This is a genomic window from Rhabdobacter roseus (assembly GCF_014202275.1).
GTDB lineage: Bacteria > Bacteroidota > Bacteroidia > Cytophagales > Spirosomataceae > Rhabdobacter > Rhabdobacter roseus.
In genome coordinates, this window is record NZ_JACHGF010000013.1 from 12,354 (window position 1) to 30,848 (window position 18,495).

General features: G+C 55.5%; 18 protein-coding genes. 10 read left to right on the forward strand and 8 right to left on the reverse strand.

Annotated elements, in window-relative coordinates; genetic code table 11:
- Positions 1–65: 65 nt before the first annotated feature.
- The 8 genes from HNQ92_RS25115 to HNQ92_RS25150 form a co-directional block, all read right to left on the reverse strand.
- Complete coding sequence (locus tag HNQ92_RS25115) at positions 66–437, reverse strand: YkvA family protein (RefSeq protein WP_184178642.1); 372 nt, start codon at positions 435–437, stop codon at positions 66–68.
- Positions 401–1,126 (reverse strand): phosphatase PAP2 family protein, encoded by a 726-nt coding sequence (locus tag HNQ92_RS25120; RefSeq protein WP_184178644.1) that lies wholly within the window; start codon positions 1,124–1,126, stop codon positions 401–403. Before HNQ92_RS25120 ends, HNQ92_RS25115 begins: the two co-directional genes overlap by 37 nt.
- The gene (locus tag HNQ92_RS25125; protein WP_425504315.1) at positions 1,126–3,558 is read right to left on the reverse strand and encodes a TonB-dependent receptor; all 2,433 of its coding nucleotides are present in this window, start codon (positions 3,556–3,558) and stop codon (positions 1,126–1,128) included. The genes HNQ92_RS25120 and HNQ92_RS25125 overlap by 1 nt, the downstream gene beginning before the upstream one ends.
- Before the next feature lie 107 nt (positions 3,559–3,665).
- Entirely contained in the window at positions 3,666–4,967 is a 1,302-nt protein-coding gene (locus HNQ92_RS25130; protein ID WP_184178648.1) for a sensor histidine kinase, read from the reverse strand.
- Positions 4,964–5,638 carry a response regulator transcription factor gene (locus tag HNQ92_RS25135; RefSeq protein WP_184178650.1) on the reverse strand — a complete coding sequence of 225 codons (675 nt, stop codon included), beginning with the start codon at positions 5,636–5,638 and terminating at the stop codon, positions 4,964–4,966. The genes HNQ92_RS25130 and HNQ92_RS25135 overlap by 4 nt, the downstream gene beginning before the upstream one ends.
- 96 nt (positions 5,639–5,734) lie before the next feature.
- Positions 5,735–6,427: a VIT1/CCC1 transporter family protein gene (locus tag HNQ92_RS25140; RefSeq protein ID WP_184178651.1), complete on the reverse strand. Its 693-nt coding sequence runs from the start codon at positions 6,425–6,427 to the stop codon at positions 5,735–5,737.
- 71 nt (positions 6,428–6,498) lie between these two features.
- Positions 6,499–6,924 carry an EamA family transporter gene (locus HNQ92_RS25145; protein ID WP_184178652.1) on the reverse strand — a complete coding sequence of 142 codons (426 nt, stop codon included), beginning with the start codon at positions 6,922–6,924 and terminating at the stop codon, positions 6,499–6,501.
- Between the two features lie 11 nt (positions 6,925–6,935).
- Positions 6,936–7,700, reverse strand: coding sequence for a COG4705 family protein (locus HNQ92_RS25150; protein WP_184178653.1), 765 nt, complete (start codon positions 7,698–7,700; stop codon positions 6,936–6,938).
- Positions 7,701–7,904: 204 nt separating this feature from the next.
- Here HNQ92_RS25150 and HNQ92_RS25155 point away from each other — a divergent pair, with 204 nt between their 5' ends.
- The 10 genes from HNQ92_RS25155 to HNQ92_RS25200 all read left to right on the forward strand — a co-directional run bounded on the left by HNQ92_RS25155 (position 7,905) and on the right by HNQ92_RS25200 (position 18,474).
- Positions 7,905–8,465 carry an RNA polymerase sigma factor gene (locus HNQ92_RS25155; protein WP_184178654.1) on the forward strand — a complete coding sequence of 187 codons (561 nt, stop codon included), beginning with the start codon at positions 7,905–7,907 and terminating at the stop codon, positions 8,463–8,465.
- A gap of 31 nt (positions 8,466–8,496) precedes the next feature.
- On the forward strand, positions 8,497–10,062 hold the full coding sequence (locus tag HNQ92_RS25160) for an outer membrane protein (RefSeq protein ID WP_184178655.1): 1,566 nt from the start codon (positions 8,497–8,499) through the stop codon (positions 10,060–10,062).
- A 112-nt stretch (positions 10,063–10,174) separates the two neighbouring features.
- Positions 10,175–11,668, forward strand: coding sequence for an amidase (locus HNQ92_RS25165; RefSeq protein WP_184178656.1), 1,494 nt, complete (start codon positions 10,175–10,177; stop codon positions 11,666–11,668).
- 134 nt (positions 11,669–11,802) lie between these two features.
- Positions 11,803–12,354: a hypothetical protein gene (locus HNQ92_RS25170; protein ID WP_184178657.1), complete on the forward strand. Its 552-nt coding sequence runs from the start codon at positions 11,803–11,805 to the stop codon at positions 12,352–12,354.
- Positions 12,355–12,981, forward strand: a complete 627-nt coding sequence (locus HNQ92_RS25175) for a hypothetical protein (RefSeq protein WP_184178660.1) — start codon at positions 12,355–12,357, stop codon at positions 12,979–12,981.
- Between the two features lie 83 nt (positions 12,982–13,064).
- On the forward strand, positions 13,065–14,561 hold the full coding sequence (locus tag HNQ92_RS25180; RefSeq protein ID WP_184178662.1) for a glycosyltransferase family 39 protein: 1,497 nt from the start codon (positions 13,065–13,067) through the stop codon (positions 14,559–14,561).
- 265 nt (positions 14,562–14,826) lie between these two features.
- Positions 14,827–15,618: a hypothetical protein gene (locus tag HNQ92_RS25185; RefSeq protein WP_184178664.1), complete on the forward strand. Its 792-nt coding sequence runs from the start codon at positions 14,827–14,829 to the stop codon at positions 15,616–15,618.
- 124 nt (positions 15,619–15,742) lie between these two features.
- The gene (locus HNQ92_RS25190) at positions 15,743–16,732 is read left to right on the forward strand and encodes a PepSY-like domain-containing protein (protein WP_184178666.1); all 990 of its coding nucleotides are present in this window, start codon (positions 15,743–15,745) and stop codon (positions 16,730–16,732) included.
- A 1-nt stretch (position 16,733) separates the two neighbouring features.
- Positions 16,734–17,000: an acyl carrier protein gene (locus HNQ92_RS25195; RefSeq protein WP_184178668.1), complete on the forward strand. Its 267-nt coding sequence runs from the start codon at positions 16,734–16,736 to the stop codon at positions 16,998–17,000.
- A 127-nt stretch (positions 17,001–17,127) separates the two neighbouring features.
- Positions 17,128–18,474: a S41 family peptidase gene (locus HNQ92_RS25200; RefSeq protein WP_184178670.1), complete on the forward strand. Its 1,347-nt coding sequence runs from the start codon at positions 17,128–17,130 to the stop codon at positions 18,472–18,474.
- Positions 18,475–18,495 lie beyond the last annotated feature (21 nt).

The window sequence follows — 18,495 nt, forward strand, 5'->3', positions numbered from 1 at the left end:
TATGCTCCTGCCCTGGCTACAAATATTATTCCATGAGCGCTTTGTCACGGGTAGCCCGGCGTTGATTATCGGGCAAAATATTGATAGAGGAAGAAGGCCGACACCACCCACACGGCCACGATGAAAGCCAACCCAACCCAGTTCCGCTCTTTGGACCATTCATAGGACTCGGCCCTTTGCGTCACATCGCGGATAACCTGGGACGGAATGAGTTTGATGACCAGGTAAATGGCAATTGGGAGCAGAATCAGGTCGTCCAACAGACCCAACACCGGAATGAAATCGGGTATCAGATCGATCGGGCTGAGGGCATAGGCAATGATCATCAGGATCAGGGCTTTGGCGTACCAGGGCGTCCGTTTATCCTGTTGAGCCAAGTGCATGATAATGAGCTTTCGCTTCAATTCGCGGGACCATAGTTTGGTTTTTGTGAGCATGATACACCTTTTCCTCCCCCTTTAAAGTAAAAATAAACCAGAACCGCCAAGCTAAGCAGCCCGAAAACAAAGCCCGCCAGCACATCGGTAAACCAGTGCGCTCCCAGGTAAACCCTGGAAAAAGGCACCGCCGCGATCAGCAGTACGCTGACCGCCCCGACCGAAAGGCGCAACCGCTTATCGATACCGCGCAACTGGTACATGAGGTACACCAGAAATCCGAAAAATGTGACGTAAAAAACCGTGTGTCCGCTGGGAAAACTCTGGTGTTGGGCCTTTACCAGCACGTTCACCAGGTCGTCCGTTGGTCGTGGACGATTGACCAACACCTTCATGCCGAAATTTGCCAGCGACGCCAGCAGGGTCAGGGCAATGAACAGGGCCTCCCTCTTATATTTGAACAGAAGGAAAATCAGCGAGGTACCTAAGGTCAGACTAATCGCCACGATTTGGTTACCGAACCAGCTAACTCCTTTCATCAGAGCGTCCAGCCAGGGGCTGGGGTGTTCCTGCACCTCTTCCGAAAATTCCAGGTCAATGAATGACTTTGGCAGAATGAGTACGAAGGCCGTCAATAGCACAAAGAGTGCCGTGAGAAAGATAAATACATGAATGGCCTTTTTCCGGTCGTCCTGGAAATCCAGAAAGCGGAATGCCTTTTTCAGGCGGATCGATAGTGCTTCTCCCATCAGAATTTGCGGGTGTAGCCCACCCGAATTACTTGCGTTTCGTAGTAGTCGTTGCTGACGTAGCTGAATCCCTGGCCGTTCACCGTCTTGCGGATCACCATCGTGTTCAGCAGGTCGGTGGCATTGATGAACAGCTCGTCGCGGCCCTTGTTGAGCGTCTTTTTCACCCCGGCATCGAGCGAGAAGCGGCTGCCGATGCGGCCCTGCGGGACCAGGTCGGGGGCCAGGTAGATGGCCGTCAACTGCGCGTCCAGTCCCTTAGGCAAACGCAAAGTGCTGTTTAATTTCACGTTGCCCGAAAACATTTCCTGCCTTGCCGCCGTGAACGTGTTCGGAACGGGATACAGGTTCCGTACTGTGAAAGCGTCGATCTGATTGCGGTAGCCGTTGAGGTTCAGGTTGAAGGACAGGGCTTTGCTTATTTCCTGCGAAAAGACGACCTCCAGACCCGTATTGTAGCTGCGGCCCGCGTTCTGGAAAATGTTGTAGATGATCGTGCTGCCCGGCACCGTGCTGCCGATCCGGGTGATGGTGCCATCCGCCTGGCGGTGGTAGAGCGCCGTGTAGAAATAGCCCCGGTTCAGGCCCGCCCTGAAGCCCAGCTCGAAGGTGTTGGTGAACTGCGCGCCCAAGGCCGGATTGCCGACTTTGATGATCTCGGCATCGTCGTACTTGGGGAAAATACGAATATCGACCTCGTTGGGGCGATCCACGCGGCGGTTGTAGAAGAGCGACAGCTTGTTGCGCTCGTTGAGTTTATAGGCCAGCCGCACGTTCGGAAAGGGTTGCGTGTAGCTGTATCCATCGCTTTGGTAAGTCGGGTGGTTGGGATCGACCACGTAGCGCAGCCTGAAGTACTCCACCCGCAGCCCGACCTCGGCCTCGAATTTCTGATTCTCGAACACGTAGTTTCCGTACAGCGCCGGAATCGTCTCACCGTAGGTGGCCTTGCCCCCCGCCAGCGAATCGAGCGGCGAGTTTAGGCCCGGAAAGAACTGCATGTTGGTGGGAATCACCCGGCGGCGGAACTTGAAGCCGCCCTCGACGCGACCGTAGCGCAGCGGGCGCACGTAATCGAGCGTCAGGTCGGCCACATTTTCGTCGGACAGCAGTTTGAAGGAGTCCTTTCCGGTAAAGGAAGGCAGCGTGTTGGTGAAGAAGTACTTCTCGTCCTCGCGATGGAAGGTATAGTTGAAACCCAGGTTCAGCAGGTGGCCGGGCTGGGCGTACTTGTGCTGGTAGGCCGCCGAGGCTACCACGGTGGTTTTCAGTTCGTCTTCCAGGAACTGCCAAAGGCGGTAGCGGTTGGTCAGGTTTTCGGTGAAAAACGGCTCGTCGCCCCGGTCGATGATTTTTTCACTCCCGAACAGGCCCGAAATGGTCAACAGGTTGGAGTCGTTGATATTCCAGTCGATACCCGCCTTGGTGGTGATGAAGGTGGTATTGCGGTTGCGCTTGGTCTGCTGGTCGATGACGGTGCCGTCGTCGTAGGTGCGCGTGACGAACTCGTTCTTGTTCAGCGTTTGGGTGTAGAGGTAGTCGCCCTGAAAGAAGGCATTCACCTTATTCTTGCGGTAATTGAGCGAGAGGGAAGGGTTGATCTTCGGCGTGGCCTGGTACTGCGGACGGATGCCGGGCAGGTTCCCGCGCTTGACCCACAGCGCCCCCAGACCCGTCGAGAAGCCTGCTTTGCCGTTGAAGCCTTCCTGCTTATTCTTTTTGTAAATGATATTGATGATCCCGGCGTTGCCGTTGGCGTCGTACTTGGCTGAGGGGTTGTTGATGATCTCGATGCGCTCGATGGCCGAGGCCGGGATGTTGTCCAGCCCCTGTTGATTCCCGAAGCCCGTGATGGCGGTTTGCTTGCCGTCCATCAGCACGGCCACGCGGTCGCTTCCGCGCAGCAGCACCTTGCCGTCCTGCACGGCCACGCCCGGCAGGTTCTGCATGGCCTGCAGCACCGAGCCGCCCGCCTGGCTGATGTTGTCGGCGACGGAAAAGGTCTTCTTGTCCATCTTGTCGCCCAGCCCCTGCTGCTGGCCCGTGACCACGACTTCGTTCAGCAGCCGGGCGTCCTCGGCCAGTTCGACGGTGCCGACATCCAGGAAACTGGTCAGGCTGCCGACGTAGAGCGGCTGGCGTTGGGTGGCGTAGCCGATGAGGGAGTATTCCAGGCGGTAGCTGCCCGGCTTGACCGAGGCCAGCGTAAACCGCCCCGCCTCGTCGGTAACCGTTCCCGACACGAAGGCCGAGTCCTTTTCCGTTTTCAAGATCACATTGACGTAAGGCATCGCGGCCTTTGCCTTCTGTTCGATGATTGCCCCGGAAATAGTCACAGTGGGTGTTTGCGCTCTGGCCTGGAATCCAGGTGATATTGAGAGTAGCAGCGAGCCAAGTAATACTGTCGCTGTCGATAGTATGCTATTTTTCAACTTGTTTCCTTTTGATTGATACTTTGGACAAGAATACGGGGAAAGTCTGGAGGAATTCTGGAATTGCCGGGTAGTGGGCTTCGAGGGTTCCAAAAAACCAGGGTTCGTCATCGCTGGCCCGTTGAATCTGCCATTGCCAAAACCACCTCGTGCCACCCCTGCGCGTATTCATAACTGACCTGAAAGCCGCTGCTCTGACATATTTTAGCGACCAGCGCCAGTCCCAGGCCCAGCGAGCTTTGGTCGGTACTGTCTTTCTGAAAACGCTCCCACAATTGGCCGACCGGCACGGTGGGGGGATTGCCCGTATTGCGGATGATTAGTTTTTGCGGGCAGAGCGCCACGCTGATCCTACCGTTCGGCAGGTTGTGTTTGATGGCATTGGTGAGCAGGTTGTTGAGCATTACGTCGGCCAGGTGCGGGTTGACCAATATGTCAACGCCGGGTTCGATTTGTTGGTCAACCTTGATGCCCTTATGCTCAATGAGCGCTTCCCAAAGCGTCAGTTTTTCGCCCAAAGATTTGCTGAAATCTACCCGCTCTACCGTCCCAAACTGACGGTTATCAATTTTTGTAAGCAACAGTAACGTTTGGTTCATCCTGGCGAGCCGTCCGGTTGTGTCCAGCAAGCCGCCGATCTGTTCCAGTTGCGACTGGGTGAGGTTGGGAGCCTGCAGCAGTTGCTCCAGATTGGAACTGATGACGGCCAGCGGCGTTTGCAGCTCGTGCGAGGCGTTTTCGGTGAAAGTTTTCAAACTGGCGTACTCCTGCCGCACCAGCCGCGTAAGCTGATCCAGGTGGGTCTGCAACGTTTGGAATTCGTTGGTAGAAGTCGGGGCGAAGGTCAGCGGCTGCGCCTCGTTGATTTTGAATTTCGAAAGCGTGTCCAGGGTCTTGTAAAAGGGGAGCCAAAGGCGGTTGGACAGCCAGTAATTGACCAAAAGTAAAGCCAGTACCAACGCGGCGATCAGCCCGGCAAAAATCGTGAAAACGGCCATACTCAGGTCTTCCGTTTCGTAGATCGGGTTTTGAATCGTGATTTTGTAGTGGCGGGTTCCGCTTTCAGGATTGTCTAACGGTAGCACGGAAACGCCGAAGGTTAGAATTCGGTAGTCGAGCAACTCGCCGGGTTCGAGGGGGTTGGCCAGCAGGGTGTCGGTCAGCGTTTCGGCTACGGGTTCGCTCACCCGTACTACGGCCAGGCTGTCGGTCAGCGCGTACCAGTTTTCGGGCATTTGCCGGGTCTGGTGGAGGTGAGCGGTGAGTTTCTTCTTCTGGGCGTAGAGCTGTTCGGTGGCTTCTTCGCTGAATATTTTTTTCAACAAAAAGAAACAGAACACCCCACCCAGCCCCGCCACGAGCAGACAGGCAATTAAAAATGAACGGGTGGCCTTGTGGATCAGTTTCATGCGGTCAGTTTGTAGCCCACGCCGTAAATGGTCTGGATGTAGTCGGGACAACCCTGTTCGGCAAGTTTCTTGCGCAGGTTTTTCATCTGGGAATACAGAAAGTCGAAGCAATCCACCTGGTCGATGTCATCGCCGTAGAGGTGTTCCGAAATGGCTCCTTTGGTCAAGACGCGTCCGGGATTAGACATCAGGTACACCAGCAGATCGTATTCCTTGCGCGTGAGCGTCACGGGTTGGCCGCTCACGCGGACTTCCTTAGCGTCGGGCAATACCTTGATTGGGCCGAAAACGATTTCGGGGCTGCCATCGAACTGCCGCCGCCGCCGCAGCGCGTTGAGTCGGGCGTTGAGTTCGGAGAGGTGGAACGGCTTGGTCAGATAGTCGTCGGCCCCCAGGTCCAGGCCCCGCACCTTGTCGTCGAGCGAGTTCTTGGCCGAAATGATGATGATGCCCGTCCGCGACTGCGTTTCCTTCAATTTTCTGACCAAGTCCAGGCCTGAGCCATTAGGCAGCATGATGTCCACCAGGGCGCAGTCATATTCGTACACGTCGATTTTTTCGTCGGCGGCCTGTGCGTCCGCCGCCCATTCGCATACGTGACCCTCCGCCCGCATGAAGTCCAGAATGGCGGCGGCCAGGAATTTTTCATCTTCTACCAAGAGAATTTTCATGGCTCGAAGATAAGGGGAGAATCTGGAAGAAAACTGTATTGGGATGTGAGAGACAGAGCCGGGGCATTAATAATTGCGGCTCACTCAACCCATTAATTATAGGTTGTTGTTGAGAAACTGCGCGACTAAAAAGGCTGCCCCCGCCGCAATAATGCCGACGATCATAACTTTAAATGCCCCTTTAATCGGCGGCTGTCCGGTGGCTTTACCTTTAAAATATCCGAAAATAAATAGGCAAGCAATGGTCAGCGCCGAGGAAACCATCAGCCCCTGCAACGGTAGATCAGTAAAAAAGTAGCCCAGCAGCGGCACGAATCCGCCCAGCACGTAAGCACCGCCGATGGTGAGGGCGCTGTTGCGGGCGCGGTTGAGCGTCGGGCGTTCCAGGCCCAGCTCGAACTTCATCATGAAGTCCACCCATTTGTCTTTGTCCTTGGCCAGCTCCTCCACAATCCTTGTTTGTGAATCCTCACTCAAGCCGTAGTCGGCAAAAATGTCCCGAATTTCTGCTTTCTCTTTTTCTGGGACCGCCTCAACTTCGTTGTGTTCGCGTCTCAGTTCAGAGTCGTAGTGTTCGATTTCTGTTTTGCCCGCCAGATAGCCGCCCAAACCCATCGCTATGGATCCAGCCACGATTTCGGCAATTCCCGCTGTGACAATGATACCATTGGAAGCCACCGCCCCGCTCAGCCCAGCCGCCAGGGCAAAGGGAACGGTCAGGCCGTCGGAAAGGCCGATGACGGCGTCGGTAATGAAGTCGGAATTGCGGAGGTGTTGTTCCTGATGCATGCTCAATGGTTGTCGATAAGGGGGGGTAGTCAATAATGCTCATGCCGAGTAAGGCCCTGTCGTGGCTCTAACTATTTCCATACTAAAACCAGCATTCCGGCAAAGATGAGAGCGGCTCCGAGCAGGACTTTACTAGTGACTGGCTCGCGCAGTATAAGAAACGAAAGGACGAGCGTAACGAGGATACTGGCTTTGTCGATCGAGGCCACATAGGATACCGGGCCTTCCTTCATGGCGCGGTAGTAGAAAACCCACGACACCGTAGTGCAAAGCCCCGAAAAAGCCAGTATCCATAAGTCGCGCGGGGCGGCTTTTCGGATTTCACTGAAGGCGTTTTTGAATAAAAAAGCATTTACCGTTACGAAGGCGAAAACAACCGCCGTGCGCACGACCAGCGCCGAGTCGCTGCTCATGTCCTTCATGCCAAACTTGGCGACCACCGACGTCAGGCCTGCGAAGACCATCGAAATCAGGGCATAGAGAATCCACTTTTCCATCCTAGGAATATTTAAAAGGAATTGGTTTCCGCCACTTTGTCCTGCTTGCTTGAATAAAGCAGTACGCCGACCAGCAGGGCAGAGGAAATAAGAGCGGCAATGCCCCGGCTGAAATTCAAGCCACCGCTGGCGAGGGGCTTGGTCAGCAAATCGCCGAAAGTCGCGCCGAAAGGCCTCGTAAAGATAAAGGCAATCCAGAATAGTACGATACGGTCGATGCTGGTGGCGTAGTGCAGCAGCAGCACGATCAGGATGATGCCCGCCGTGATGGCCGCGCCCGTCAGGTAGCTCAGCCCGATGGTGTCGCTCAGGTAATCGCCGAAGGCCGTACCCAGGCTGTTGGAGAACAGGATGGCGATCCAGTAAAAAATCTCGACGCGGCGCTCGGTGACGGGATACACCTCGATTCCCTTCTCTTTCCGGTGCCAAATGAACAGCACCAGCAGCAGCCCTGCGAACAGCAGCAGGGATCCCGCCACGTAGCCAAGACCCAGCGTTCGGTCCATGAGGTCCGAGATTTCGGTGCCGACGGTGGTGGTGCCCACGATGGCCAGCCAGTAGTAGAGGGCGTGGAAGCGGTCGGCGCGCAGTTGGATTGCCAGTACGATGACCAGAAAAGCCACCGTGATGCCCAGGCTCGCGACGTAGCCCAGATTCAGCGTCATCGAGAAGAAATCACCCAGAATTTCACCCAGCGTGGTGGCCAGCACTTTCATGACCCAGAAATAGACCGTGATTCGGGCGACTTTGTTCAAATTTTCATTCGCAGTTTCCATGGTTCAGAAATATGGTTTTTCCGCAATAGTACGCGTGAACTCTGGAGGAAATCTGTAAGGCGGTGTACATCGGGGGAGCCTTCCGCAATTTTCCCGATTACAGAAAGCTTACAGAATTGGGGCCTAGTTTAGCGGCGCATAAATCTTTCATCCCCCACCCAACCTTTTGCCGCCTGCCTGCAACTAACCAGTAGAAGGACCCCTATGAATTCAGCCGAAGAAGAAAAACTCATCAAGGCTTGCCGGAGCGGAGACGGGTCGGCTTTCGAAGCCCTTTACCGCCGTTTTTCCGCTAAAATGATGGCGGTGTGCTACCGCTATTGCCACGACCGCGACGAAGCGCAGGACTTGCTACAGGAAGGCTTCATTAAGGTGTTCGAACAGATCGGCAAGTTTCGGGGCGAAGGCTCGTTTGAGGGCTGGATACGGCGAATCATGGTGCTGACGGCTCTGGAAAAGTACCGCAAGGATAGGCGCGTGCGAGAGAGCCGATACGGCAGCGTGGCCGACTTACAGGGTGATATGCAGCCGATTTCGTCCGACGACATTTACAGCCAGATGAGTTTTGACGAACTGGTAGGCATGATTCAGGAACTGACGCCCGCCTACCGCATGGTGTTCAACCTCTACGTGTTCGAGGGCATGAAGCACGAGGAAATTGCCGAAAAGCTGGGCGTGTCGGTCGGGACGTCCAAGTCCAACCTTTCGGACGCGCGGCGTATCTTGCAACGGCGAATTGAAAAAGTAATGTACGACCTCAACTGACAGGATTTAAATTAGAAAGAAATTTACGTAAATGGCAGATTTCGACGAAAACGAATTTGACGAGGGCTTCCGCCGCGTCATCGAGGGGCAGGGAGCCGAGCCGCCTCCCTCGGCCTGGGCCAATATCCGCGTGGCGGCCTTGGAACGGCAGTTGATCCGTTACCAGTCTGCTGCGCTATGGCTCAAAGGCATCGCCGGGGTACTGGCCGTGCTGCTGGGCGTCACGGGCTATCTCCTGTACCAGGCCAAGAGCGAACCCACCGAACCGCTGGCGATGGCCACGCCTGAATCGAAAAGGAACACAGTCTTTATTACCCGCACCGAGCGGGTGTTCGTGGATCGGCCCGTTATTCGCTACGTCGAGCGGCAACGGCCGGAATCCAAATCCCAGAGGCTTAATTCAGACCCCAACCCGCTTAACTCAAACCCTAACCAGAGTACTCAAAACAACTATGATAGGAATGTTACTTTGAACAATCCGCCTGATGGAGCCAATAAAATAATTGGCCTTTCAAATAATAAAAAGGTACTTGATCCAAAACAAAAAACTGCCGACGGCGGGCAGGAATCGACTCGTTCGGAAAACCTGGTAGATCGAAAGCCGGACAGTAACCTTGACGGGAAGACTCCCGCCGAAACTCCCGCCATCGACGGGCCACGGGGCGGAAAGGGTACGGAATTGGCCACTACCAGTGCAGAAGCGGAGCAGAAGGCCGCCCCAATTAACCTGAATCTGCTGACGGCCCAACCACTACTGACGAGCCGGACATTATCAATGCCGCGTCTACGGTATCGGCTTCCCGCCAGCCTACTACCCAAAGCACCGAAAATCAGGATACCGCTGTCGGAAAAACTCTCTCTGTCGGCTTATGTCTCACCCGATTGGAGCAAGGTGGACGTCCGCCGCGACGAAGCCGATGCGTTTAAATACGGTGACGAGGAATTGCAGGCGGGCATCGTGGCCGGGATACGGGCGGGCCTGTCACTTTCGAAAAAATGGTCTTTACTGGCGGGTGTCGAATTTGGCCAGAATACATTTGACGATGGCAACAAAAGGCTGATCCTGAATGCCGAAACTATCGACGGGCAAACTGCCTATTTTTACCGTACTGCATTGGGAACGGTGGGTATCCCTTCGGATTTGCTTTCCACCCCAGTCCAACCGGGTGATGTGGTTGGCCTTGAAGTTCACGAACCGATCCAGCGCTGGGTGCTGAATCTGCCGCTCTCGTTGCGTTACGATATCTGGCAAAAACAGTTTTTACTGCTGGAAAAATTACCTTTAAAATTCACTGTGTATGGTTTGCTGGGCGGCTACGCGCAACTTCCCCTGCGTCAAGAAGGAGTGGTTGAAATCTACGAAGACAATGGCCGGGAATTTACCGGAGAGGTAAAGAATTTCCGTAACCTGCGTCCTTCTTACGGCATTAACCTTGGTGCGGGGGCCGAGCTGGGTTTTGCCAGGCACATTAGCGTATTCGTCGAACCTAATTACAGTCAGGGGTTATCAAGCGTGGTGAAAGATATGCCGCTGCGAACTTCGATCAATGGCTTTGGCGTCAAGTTCGGGGCGCGGTGGGAATTTGGGAAGAAGTAGGCGGCGAATTTGCATCAAAAACGGCGGTTTGATTTGAAGAATTCGCCGCCAATCATTTTTTCAGGGAGATCAGGGGCCGGACGAAACTGCCTTGTGTGCCCCGCCTTCCCCTATGACCCCCGAAGAATACCAAAGCTACGATGCCACGGCCTTGACCCGATTAGTTGCTAATGGCGATATCAGCCCCGGCGAACCACTCGAAATTGCCATCTCCCTTACTGAAAAATACAATCCCAAGCTGAATGCCGTGGTGCAGTCACACTATTATACAGGCAGGGAGGCGGCCCTTCATCTTCCCGAAGGAGGCGCATTGCGCGGTGTTCCCTTCCTGGTTAAAGATCTGAGCCTGGAATGGGCCGGTACCCGGCTGACGGAGGGCTCCAGGGGGTTGGCTGCGCATATCTCCGAGCGTGACAGCCATTACATCGAACGCTGTAAAAAAGCCGGGCTGGTTCTTTTTGGCAAAACCAACACCTCGGAGTTCGGGCTGACGCCCTATACCGAATCGGAGTTGTACGGCCCCGCACGCAATCCCTGGAACCTGGCCCATTCCCCCGGCGGATCGAGCGGCGGGGGCGCTGCCGCCGTGGCGGCCGGAATCGTCCCCGCCGCGTCGGCATCCGACGGCGGCGGCTCCATCCGTATTCCGGCCTCCTGCTGTGGACTGTTCGGGATGAAGCCTTCGCGCGGCCGGATTTCGTTGGGACCCGCCTTCGGGCAGTCGTGGGGCGATGCCGTGGTGGAGGGTGCGCTCACGCGCTCGGTTCGTGACAGCGCCGCGCTGCTCGACATCCTGCAAGGCTACGAACCCGGCGATCCCTACCGCATCCAAAGCCACGAGCTGCCTTACACCGAGGAGGTCACGCGCCCTCCCGGCAGGTTGCGGATTGCCTTTTGTACCAGACACACTTACCCGGCCCAAACCGTGGACGCGGAATGCGTCAGAGCGGTGGAAGACACGGCACGGCTGTTGGAGTCGCTGGGCCATGACGTAGCGGAGGTGCCGCTCCCCTACGGCCCGGAAGTTTTCAAGGAATCGTATTTCCCCATGATCGTGAGCGAAACCGCCGCCACGCTCCGCCTGATGGAGGAAGCGCTGGGCCGTGCGGTGAAGCCCGACGACGTGGAACCCAACACCTGGCTGCTGGCCCGCCTGGGTGAGACGGTCACCGGGGCCGAGTACGCCCACGCGCTGTTGCTGTGGAATCGGCTATCGAGGGATATGGCCGCCTTCCACCAGCGGCACGATGTGTTTCTTACCCCGGTGATGGCCTGGCCGCCCGTCAAAATTGGCGAATTGCAAAACTCCCGCCTGGAAGACTTTGCGCTGAAACTACTCCAAATCACCGGAGGCTACGGCTTTCTCAAGAACAGCAGTCTGGCCGACGAACTGATCGAAAGGTCGGCAAGCTACATCCCTTACACGCCCATCGCCAACCTGACCGGACAGCCCGCCATGTCGGTGCCGCTGCACTGGACCGAAACGGGCCTTCCCGTGGGGGTGATGTTTACGGGCAGGCTGAACGAGGAGGGCCTGCTGTTTCGGCTGGCTGCCCAGCTAGAAACCGCCCGCCCGTGGTTTTCGAAGCGCCCGTCAGTACGCTAATCGGCTTCTGCCTAGCCCGCTTTACGGGCATCTGACCTTTTTTGTTCCTTTGGCCCAACCTTTCTTTTTTTATTCCCAACTAACCTGGAGCACTCGCTGCTTTTGTATGATCGCCAACCACTCCCCTCCGTTCCATGAAAACGCTCCTCCTGTTTGGGGTCGCTACGCTCATTTTGATGCTCGTGGTGTCCCAATATTTTTTCTGTCCCCGCTTTGAATTTGAAGCCCGATCTCCCTTCGCTGGCCCGGTGCTGTACAATCCCTACCAATCCATCGACAGCACCAACTGGGTCAAGTGCAATTTTCACGCCCACGCCAAAGCCTGGCGGGGCGTGCCCAACGGAAAGGGGAACGCCTCCGACATCCACCGCGCTTACGGTTCGTTGAATTACGGCATTCATTGTGTTTCGAATTACCAGCAGATCGACACCACCAATTCAGCCGATGCGGGGTTCATTCCCGCCTACGAGCATGGGTACAATCCTGCCAAAACCCATCAACTCGTTTTGGGGGGAAATCGGGTACTTTGGCTGGATTACCTGTTCCCGCAAACGACCGAGAACAAGCAGAATGTCCTCAACCGATTACAGGATTCCCAGCCTGTCATCATTCTCAATCATCCCAAAATCAGAGACGGATACACGGAGGGGGATTTGCAGAGACTGACGGGTTATGATTGCATGTAAGTGCTGAACCCCGCCGCCATTTCGACCTATGAGTGGGATGTTGCCCTGTCGTCCGGAAAGAAGGTGTCCGTTGTGGGCAACGACGATACCCACAACGTGCTGAATAAGAATACACTCGGCCGAATGTGTACATTCGTGAATGTGGCGCAAAATGACAGAAAGGAAGTCCTCGAATCCCTAAAATCGGGACAGGGGTACGGGGTGGTGGTCGGAGAAAGCCAGGACATGGATTCCATCCCCTTTCTGAACAGACTGACCGTCGATGGACGGACGATGACCGTGTTCATGAGCCAACCCGCCGACGAAGTTGAAATAAAAGGGCAGAACGGCAAATTGCTGGCTATATTCATGAATACCGAAAAAGTAAGCTATCGACTGAATAAGTCCGATCATTACGCCCGGGCCACCTTCAAATACAAAAAGGGCACGATCATTTACCTCAATCCGGTGTTTTTCACGCCAGCAACGGGATACCGGGAGCCTGTGGTTTTTGAGAATAAAAGCGAAACAATCCTTTTTAGCTTTTTGGGTGTCGGCATATACATCATTTGGTTCTCATGGGTTCTTCGATTTTTAACGATGCGCCTGACACCTTTCGTTGAGCGGACGTTGGCGGGTGTCCATTAAACTTCACTTCCTCTCCAAACTCTATGCGACCCACCGACTCTTTCAGAGACTACCTGACCCATATTATCGTCTTCTGCACGATCGTGCGTATCCTGGTCGCGAGCATGGTGGAGCTGGGTGTCGATGAGGCGTACTACTTCACCTACGCCGTGCAGCCTGACTGGAATCACTTCGATCATCCGCCGCTGGTCGGGATTTTCATGCGCCTTTTCACGCTGAACCTGCATTGGGTCAACGATGTTTCGGTGCGCCTTCCGGCCATAGTCGGTGCGGCCGCGAACACCTGGCTGATCGCCCTTTGCGGGAAAATGATTCGGGGCGACAGGGCCGGGTTAATCGCGGCCATCCTGTACAACACATCGCTCTACACTGGTATCATCGCGGGGCTTTTCATCTTGCCGGATTCGGTGCAGGTCGTATTTTGGCTGGTGGCCTTGTACACGATGCTCAAACTTCTGAAAAACCCCGAACCGGCCTTTCAGGGCAGACAGTTTTTGTGGCTCGGTTTGTTTATCGGGCTGGCCGTCATGAGCAAAGTGCATGGTGTTTTTCTCTGGTTGGGCTTTGGGGGGTACATCATTTTTCACCAAAGAAATTTACTCAAAAACCCCTTTCTGTACCTTTCCGGGATTCTGACGCTCCTCATCGTTTCGCCCATCGTGCTGTGGAACTTCGACAACCAGTTCATTAGCTGGCAGTTTCATAGCGCCAGGGTGGAAGCCAATAATGGAATCGACCTGCGCTCTTTCCTGCTGACTAAGCTTGGACAAATTGCGTATAACAACCCGGTGAACGTACTGATTGTGGCGTTGGGGTTAATTACACTTTTTAAATGGAGCAATTTTAGTATTTCTTCGACGGCCAAAGTGCTGCTGTGGTGCAGCCTGCCGATTATCTTAGCGACTTCGCTCGTTTCCCTCCTGCGGCCCACGCTGCCCCATTGGAGCGGGCCGGGTTTTGTGGGGCTGACGTTGATTTCGACCGCCTACCTCGACTTCAAGATGCCTTCCGAAGTTGATTTTAAGTTCCCTTCCGGTCTGCTGCGTGCGGCGGGGGTACTCATGGCGATCGTCGTGTTGACGGGGCCGCTGCTCATCAATTATTATCCGGGGACTCTGGGCAAGCAGTCCGGGCTGGAAACGGGATCGGGTGATTTCACCCTGGATATGTACGGCTGGAAGGCGCTGCTGCCCGTATTCGAGAAAATACGAGCGGACGATATCCGATTGGGGCGAATGTCGCCGGATGCGCCCCTGCTGACGCACAAATGGTTTCCTGGTGGACACTTGTACTACTACCTGGCCTATCCATTGCATATGCGGTTGGTGGGCGTCGGGGATGTGTACGACTTGCATAAATTCTCCTGGCTGAACGCGCTGAACGGCACTGGGGCCCAGGGAACGGACGCCTATTTTATCGTGCCCTCCAATTATTTCACCGATCCCAGGGGATTGTACGCCCCGGATTTTCAAAAAATCGAAGGTTCCCGCCGGATCGTCCAAAAAAGGAGCGGACGGGTAGCCCGGTACTGGTATGTCTATCGCCTAAAAAATGCCCGGAACCAACTTGGTGGTATTTGAATAAATATTCACAAAATATTTTCTGGTAGTCAAAGTGTTTATATTCAATTATTTACAAAAATATAGAAAACTTTTTCTGTTCTTTTAGCCAACTTACCCAACCTTTTACCCGTCACTTCCAACTTATCAATAGAACCCACTTACAGTTCCGGCATTTGCAAAAACGACTACGTATTTCAGCTTGAGATATCCTTCGCCAAACGAAGTGTAAAAACCCGAACAGTCGTAACCAAAACACCATGCACTTTTTAATTTTTTGACCAAAATGAAAAACAACACCCTACTGGCGGCTCTGGCCGCCGGGCTACTCCTTACGTCCGTTTCGTTCGGGCAGACGCCCGCCCCTTCCAAGCCTAAAAAAGCCGCCGCCGGCACCGGGCTCGGCATGATGACCATTCTTCCGGCCTTCGAAGGCAATCTTGGCAAACTGCATCAAATCGGCCTGTCCGTCGGCGGGGAAATCCAGTACGGGATGCTGGCCGGGCAGTTCACACCCATGGCGGGCGTGTCGGGCATGGTGCATTTCAACCAGAAGTTCGCCATCGGGGCGGCGGGGTATTCCACGCTGGCCGAAAATTTCGCCCCAACCAGCCTGAACGCCGGTAAAGCGCTGGCTTTGAGCAATGTGTACGGCGGTTTGAAAATGGAGTTCACGCCCAGGCCCGATGCGAAGGTGCACGTGTCGTTCCCGCTGCTGATCGGAATGGGCTTCGCACAGGTGGACTCTGTCAACAGCCTCGGCGAACGCGGCCAAGACCACTATACGGATCCAATAACCGGACTGGAAAACGACCGGGAGGGCCGCGATCACCACGAAGGCGGCAACTCGGACTACTTCGTGATGCAGCAGGGCGTGAACCTCGAAATGAACCTGATCCGCTACGTCAAGCTCACGCTTGGAGTCAGCTATCGTATAGTTCCTACCGTTAGTCAGGAAAAGAACGCCGCCGCTACGACCACCTACCCTGCCCTCACCGCCGGCCAGCTTGGTGGCGTCAATCTCAGCGCCGGGTTGCGCATCGGGCTATTTGACTACCAACTGGGCCGCCGCCGGTAAGCTAAAACTACTGAATGAGAAAACTATCGAGATAGGAATTCTACCCGTACTTTTCTTCACAGTACTTGAACGAAACTAACTTCCCCGATGAGGATAGGGGGCAAACCCGTCAATTCAAAAAACTATGAAAAAGTCACTTTTGGCGCTCCTGTGCGGAGCATTCCTGCTTACCTCCTGCGCGAAGCAGGACAAACCGGTCACGCCCGCCACAGCGGCGGTTCTCTCCATCAGTAACGTACCTTCGCTGGTCCTGGCCTCAATGGCCCGCAACTACCCGGCCGTGACCGACGTCACCTGGCGGCAAACGGCCCCGACGGCCTACATGGCAACCTTCCGGCAGAATGGGGCCGCCCGCACGGCCACTTTTCAGAAAACCGGTACCCTGACCAAGGCTGGCGAAGTCATCGACCCCGCCGTGCTGCCCCAGGCCGTCACCGATTATCTGACGACCAACTACCCCGGCTACGTGATCGTGCAGGCCGACGTCAGGAAAGACGCCACCGGAGCCGTGAAGGGCTACGAAACGCTCATTACGTTGAACGATGTGCAATATGAGCTGGAATTCAATGCGGTGGGTACCTTCACCAAGCTCGAAACGCCCAACGGCCACGAACAGGGCAACGGCATCGCGGCCTCGGCCCTGCCCAAGGTCATTACCGACTACCTGACAGCCAACTATCCTGGCTATACTTTCCGCGAGGCTGAAACCCGCCTCATCAACGGTACGCTGACCAACTACCAGGTGGAAATCCTGCAAAATGGGACGCTGTTCGAGCTTAACTTCGACGCGGCGGGCGTCTATCTGGGCCAGAATACCGACGGGGAAGGACACGGCGGCAAGGAGGGCAACCACGATGGCGAACAGGGCAATCATGACGGTGAGCACGACAACGGCCAGCAGAGCGCCGACTCGCTCATCACTCAGACTGCCCTGCCCGCAGCGGTGAGCACGTACCTGAGGGCGACGTATCCCGGCTACACGTTTGTGAGTGCCGCCATTGAGAAAGACAAGGCGGGATCACTCAAGTACTACGAGGTGAAGTTCACCCTGGCCGGTAAGGCCTACGAGGCCGAGTTCGACGCGGCGGGCAAGTTCATCAAGCTGGAGAACTGATATGAAAGCCAGCCTAACGCTCGTGCGGGATCACCTCAGCCGCCGCTTCGGCATTCCGCCGCCGCTGGTGCGGCTTTCCAGCCACCTGGATAACGACTTGGGGCTGGAAATCTGGGAGAAGATCGACCTGATCGTTTTTCTGGAAGCTGCCTACGGCGTGACGTTCCCGAGCGACGCCACGAGCCGTTACGAGACGGTGTTCGAGCTACTGGCCTTTGCGCTGCTCAGCCCCTTCGTAGCCCGTTCAAAAAAGTTTTTCGTGAAATAAATCCGATTGGTTGAGTTGCGCTTAATTTTTAAAAAAGGCGGCGGGTACTGTCTGCCGCGTTTTTTAAAAATTAAAAAGCATGAGTAGACTCTCCCCAACATGTTTTTAAAGCTAATTTCTTATCCCGATGAAAAAGAATGCAACACTCGCCTGGGGAGGGGTTGTTCTGACCGTGCTTTCGCTGGTCAACTGTAAGAAAACCGCGCTGGACACCGTCGCTCCGGTAGCCGCAACACCCGCCGTCGCCACCACTACCGCCGACATCCGCGATTCGCTTTACCTCTACATGGAAGAGGTGTACCTGTGGTATGACAAGCTGCCCACGGCTTTCAACACCCGCGCCTACACTGACCCCCAGACCGAAATGGATACCCTCGTGTGGGTGCAGCCGCTCGACCGCTGGTCGTTCGTACAAAAAGCCGCCACCTTCAACAGTTACTTCGCCGACGGGCAGACGGGCGACTTCGGTTTCTGGATCAAGTACGACGCCAACAACGACCTTCGCGTCCGCTACGTGTACACCCAGTCCCCTGCGGGACTGGCCGGGGTGCAGCGCGGCTGGATCCTGACGGCGCTCAACGGCCAGAATGTCCAGAGCATGACCGATGCCACTATCGTGGATGCCTTTTACTCGGCCAGCAGCACTACGTTTGGTTTCCGAAAACCCGACGGCACCACGGTGACCAAAGCCCTGGCCATAGCGGATTACAGCCTCAACACGGTGCTGTACACCAACACCTACGACCTTCCGGGCCACAAAGTGGGTTATCTGGTCTTCAACAGTTTCACCGGAACGCCCTCCCAAAATGAACTCGCGGCGGCATTCACCAATTTCGAGACGGCCGGAATCGACGAGCTCGTGGTGGATCTGCGCTACAACGGCGGCGGCGACGTGGGCACTCAGGAGTTCCTGGCCAACCGCATCGCGCCCAGCAAGGTGGGCAGCGCGGCCCCGATGTACAGCGTCTTTCACAACGCCAAACTGGCTTCCTGGAACAAGACTGTCAACTTCACCAAGGCGGGGAATCTGAACCTGTCGCGGGTGTTTTTCATCACCACTTCCGGCTCGGCTTCGGCCAGTGAGTTGCTCATCAACAACCTCAAGCCCTACATGGACGTCAAGCTGATCGGGCAAGTCACGCACGGCAAGCCCGTGGGTATGTACGGTTTCAACGTCATGGACTACGTGCTGGCGCCCATCGCCTTCCGAACCGTCAACGCCCAAAACGTCGGCGACTACTACAATGGCATGCCCGTGGATGCCGCCGTGGCCGACGGCCTCGACCGCAACTGGGGCGACCCCCAGGAGTCGTGCCTGGCCGCTGCCTTGAAGTACATTCAGGCGGGCTGCTTCGCGGGCGTCGCCAGTCGCGATCTCAACGCCCGGCTATCGGCGGTGCAGGAAGCCCACAACCGCATCCTCGACCAGCAAATTGTAAAAGAACTCATTCTGAAAGCACCCAAACCCCTCTGATCGTGCGCCGATATTCGATAA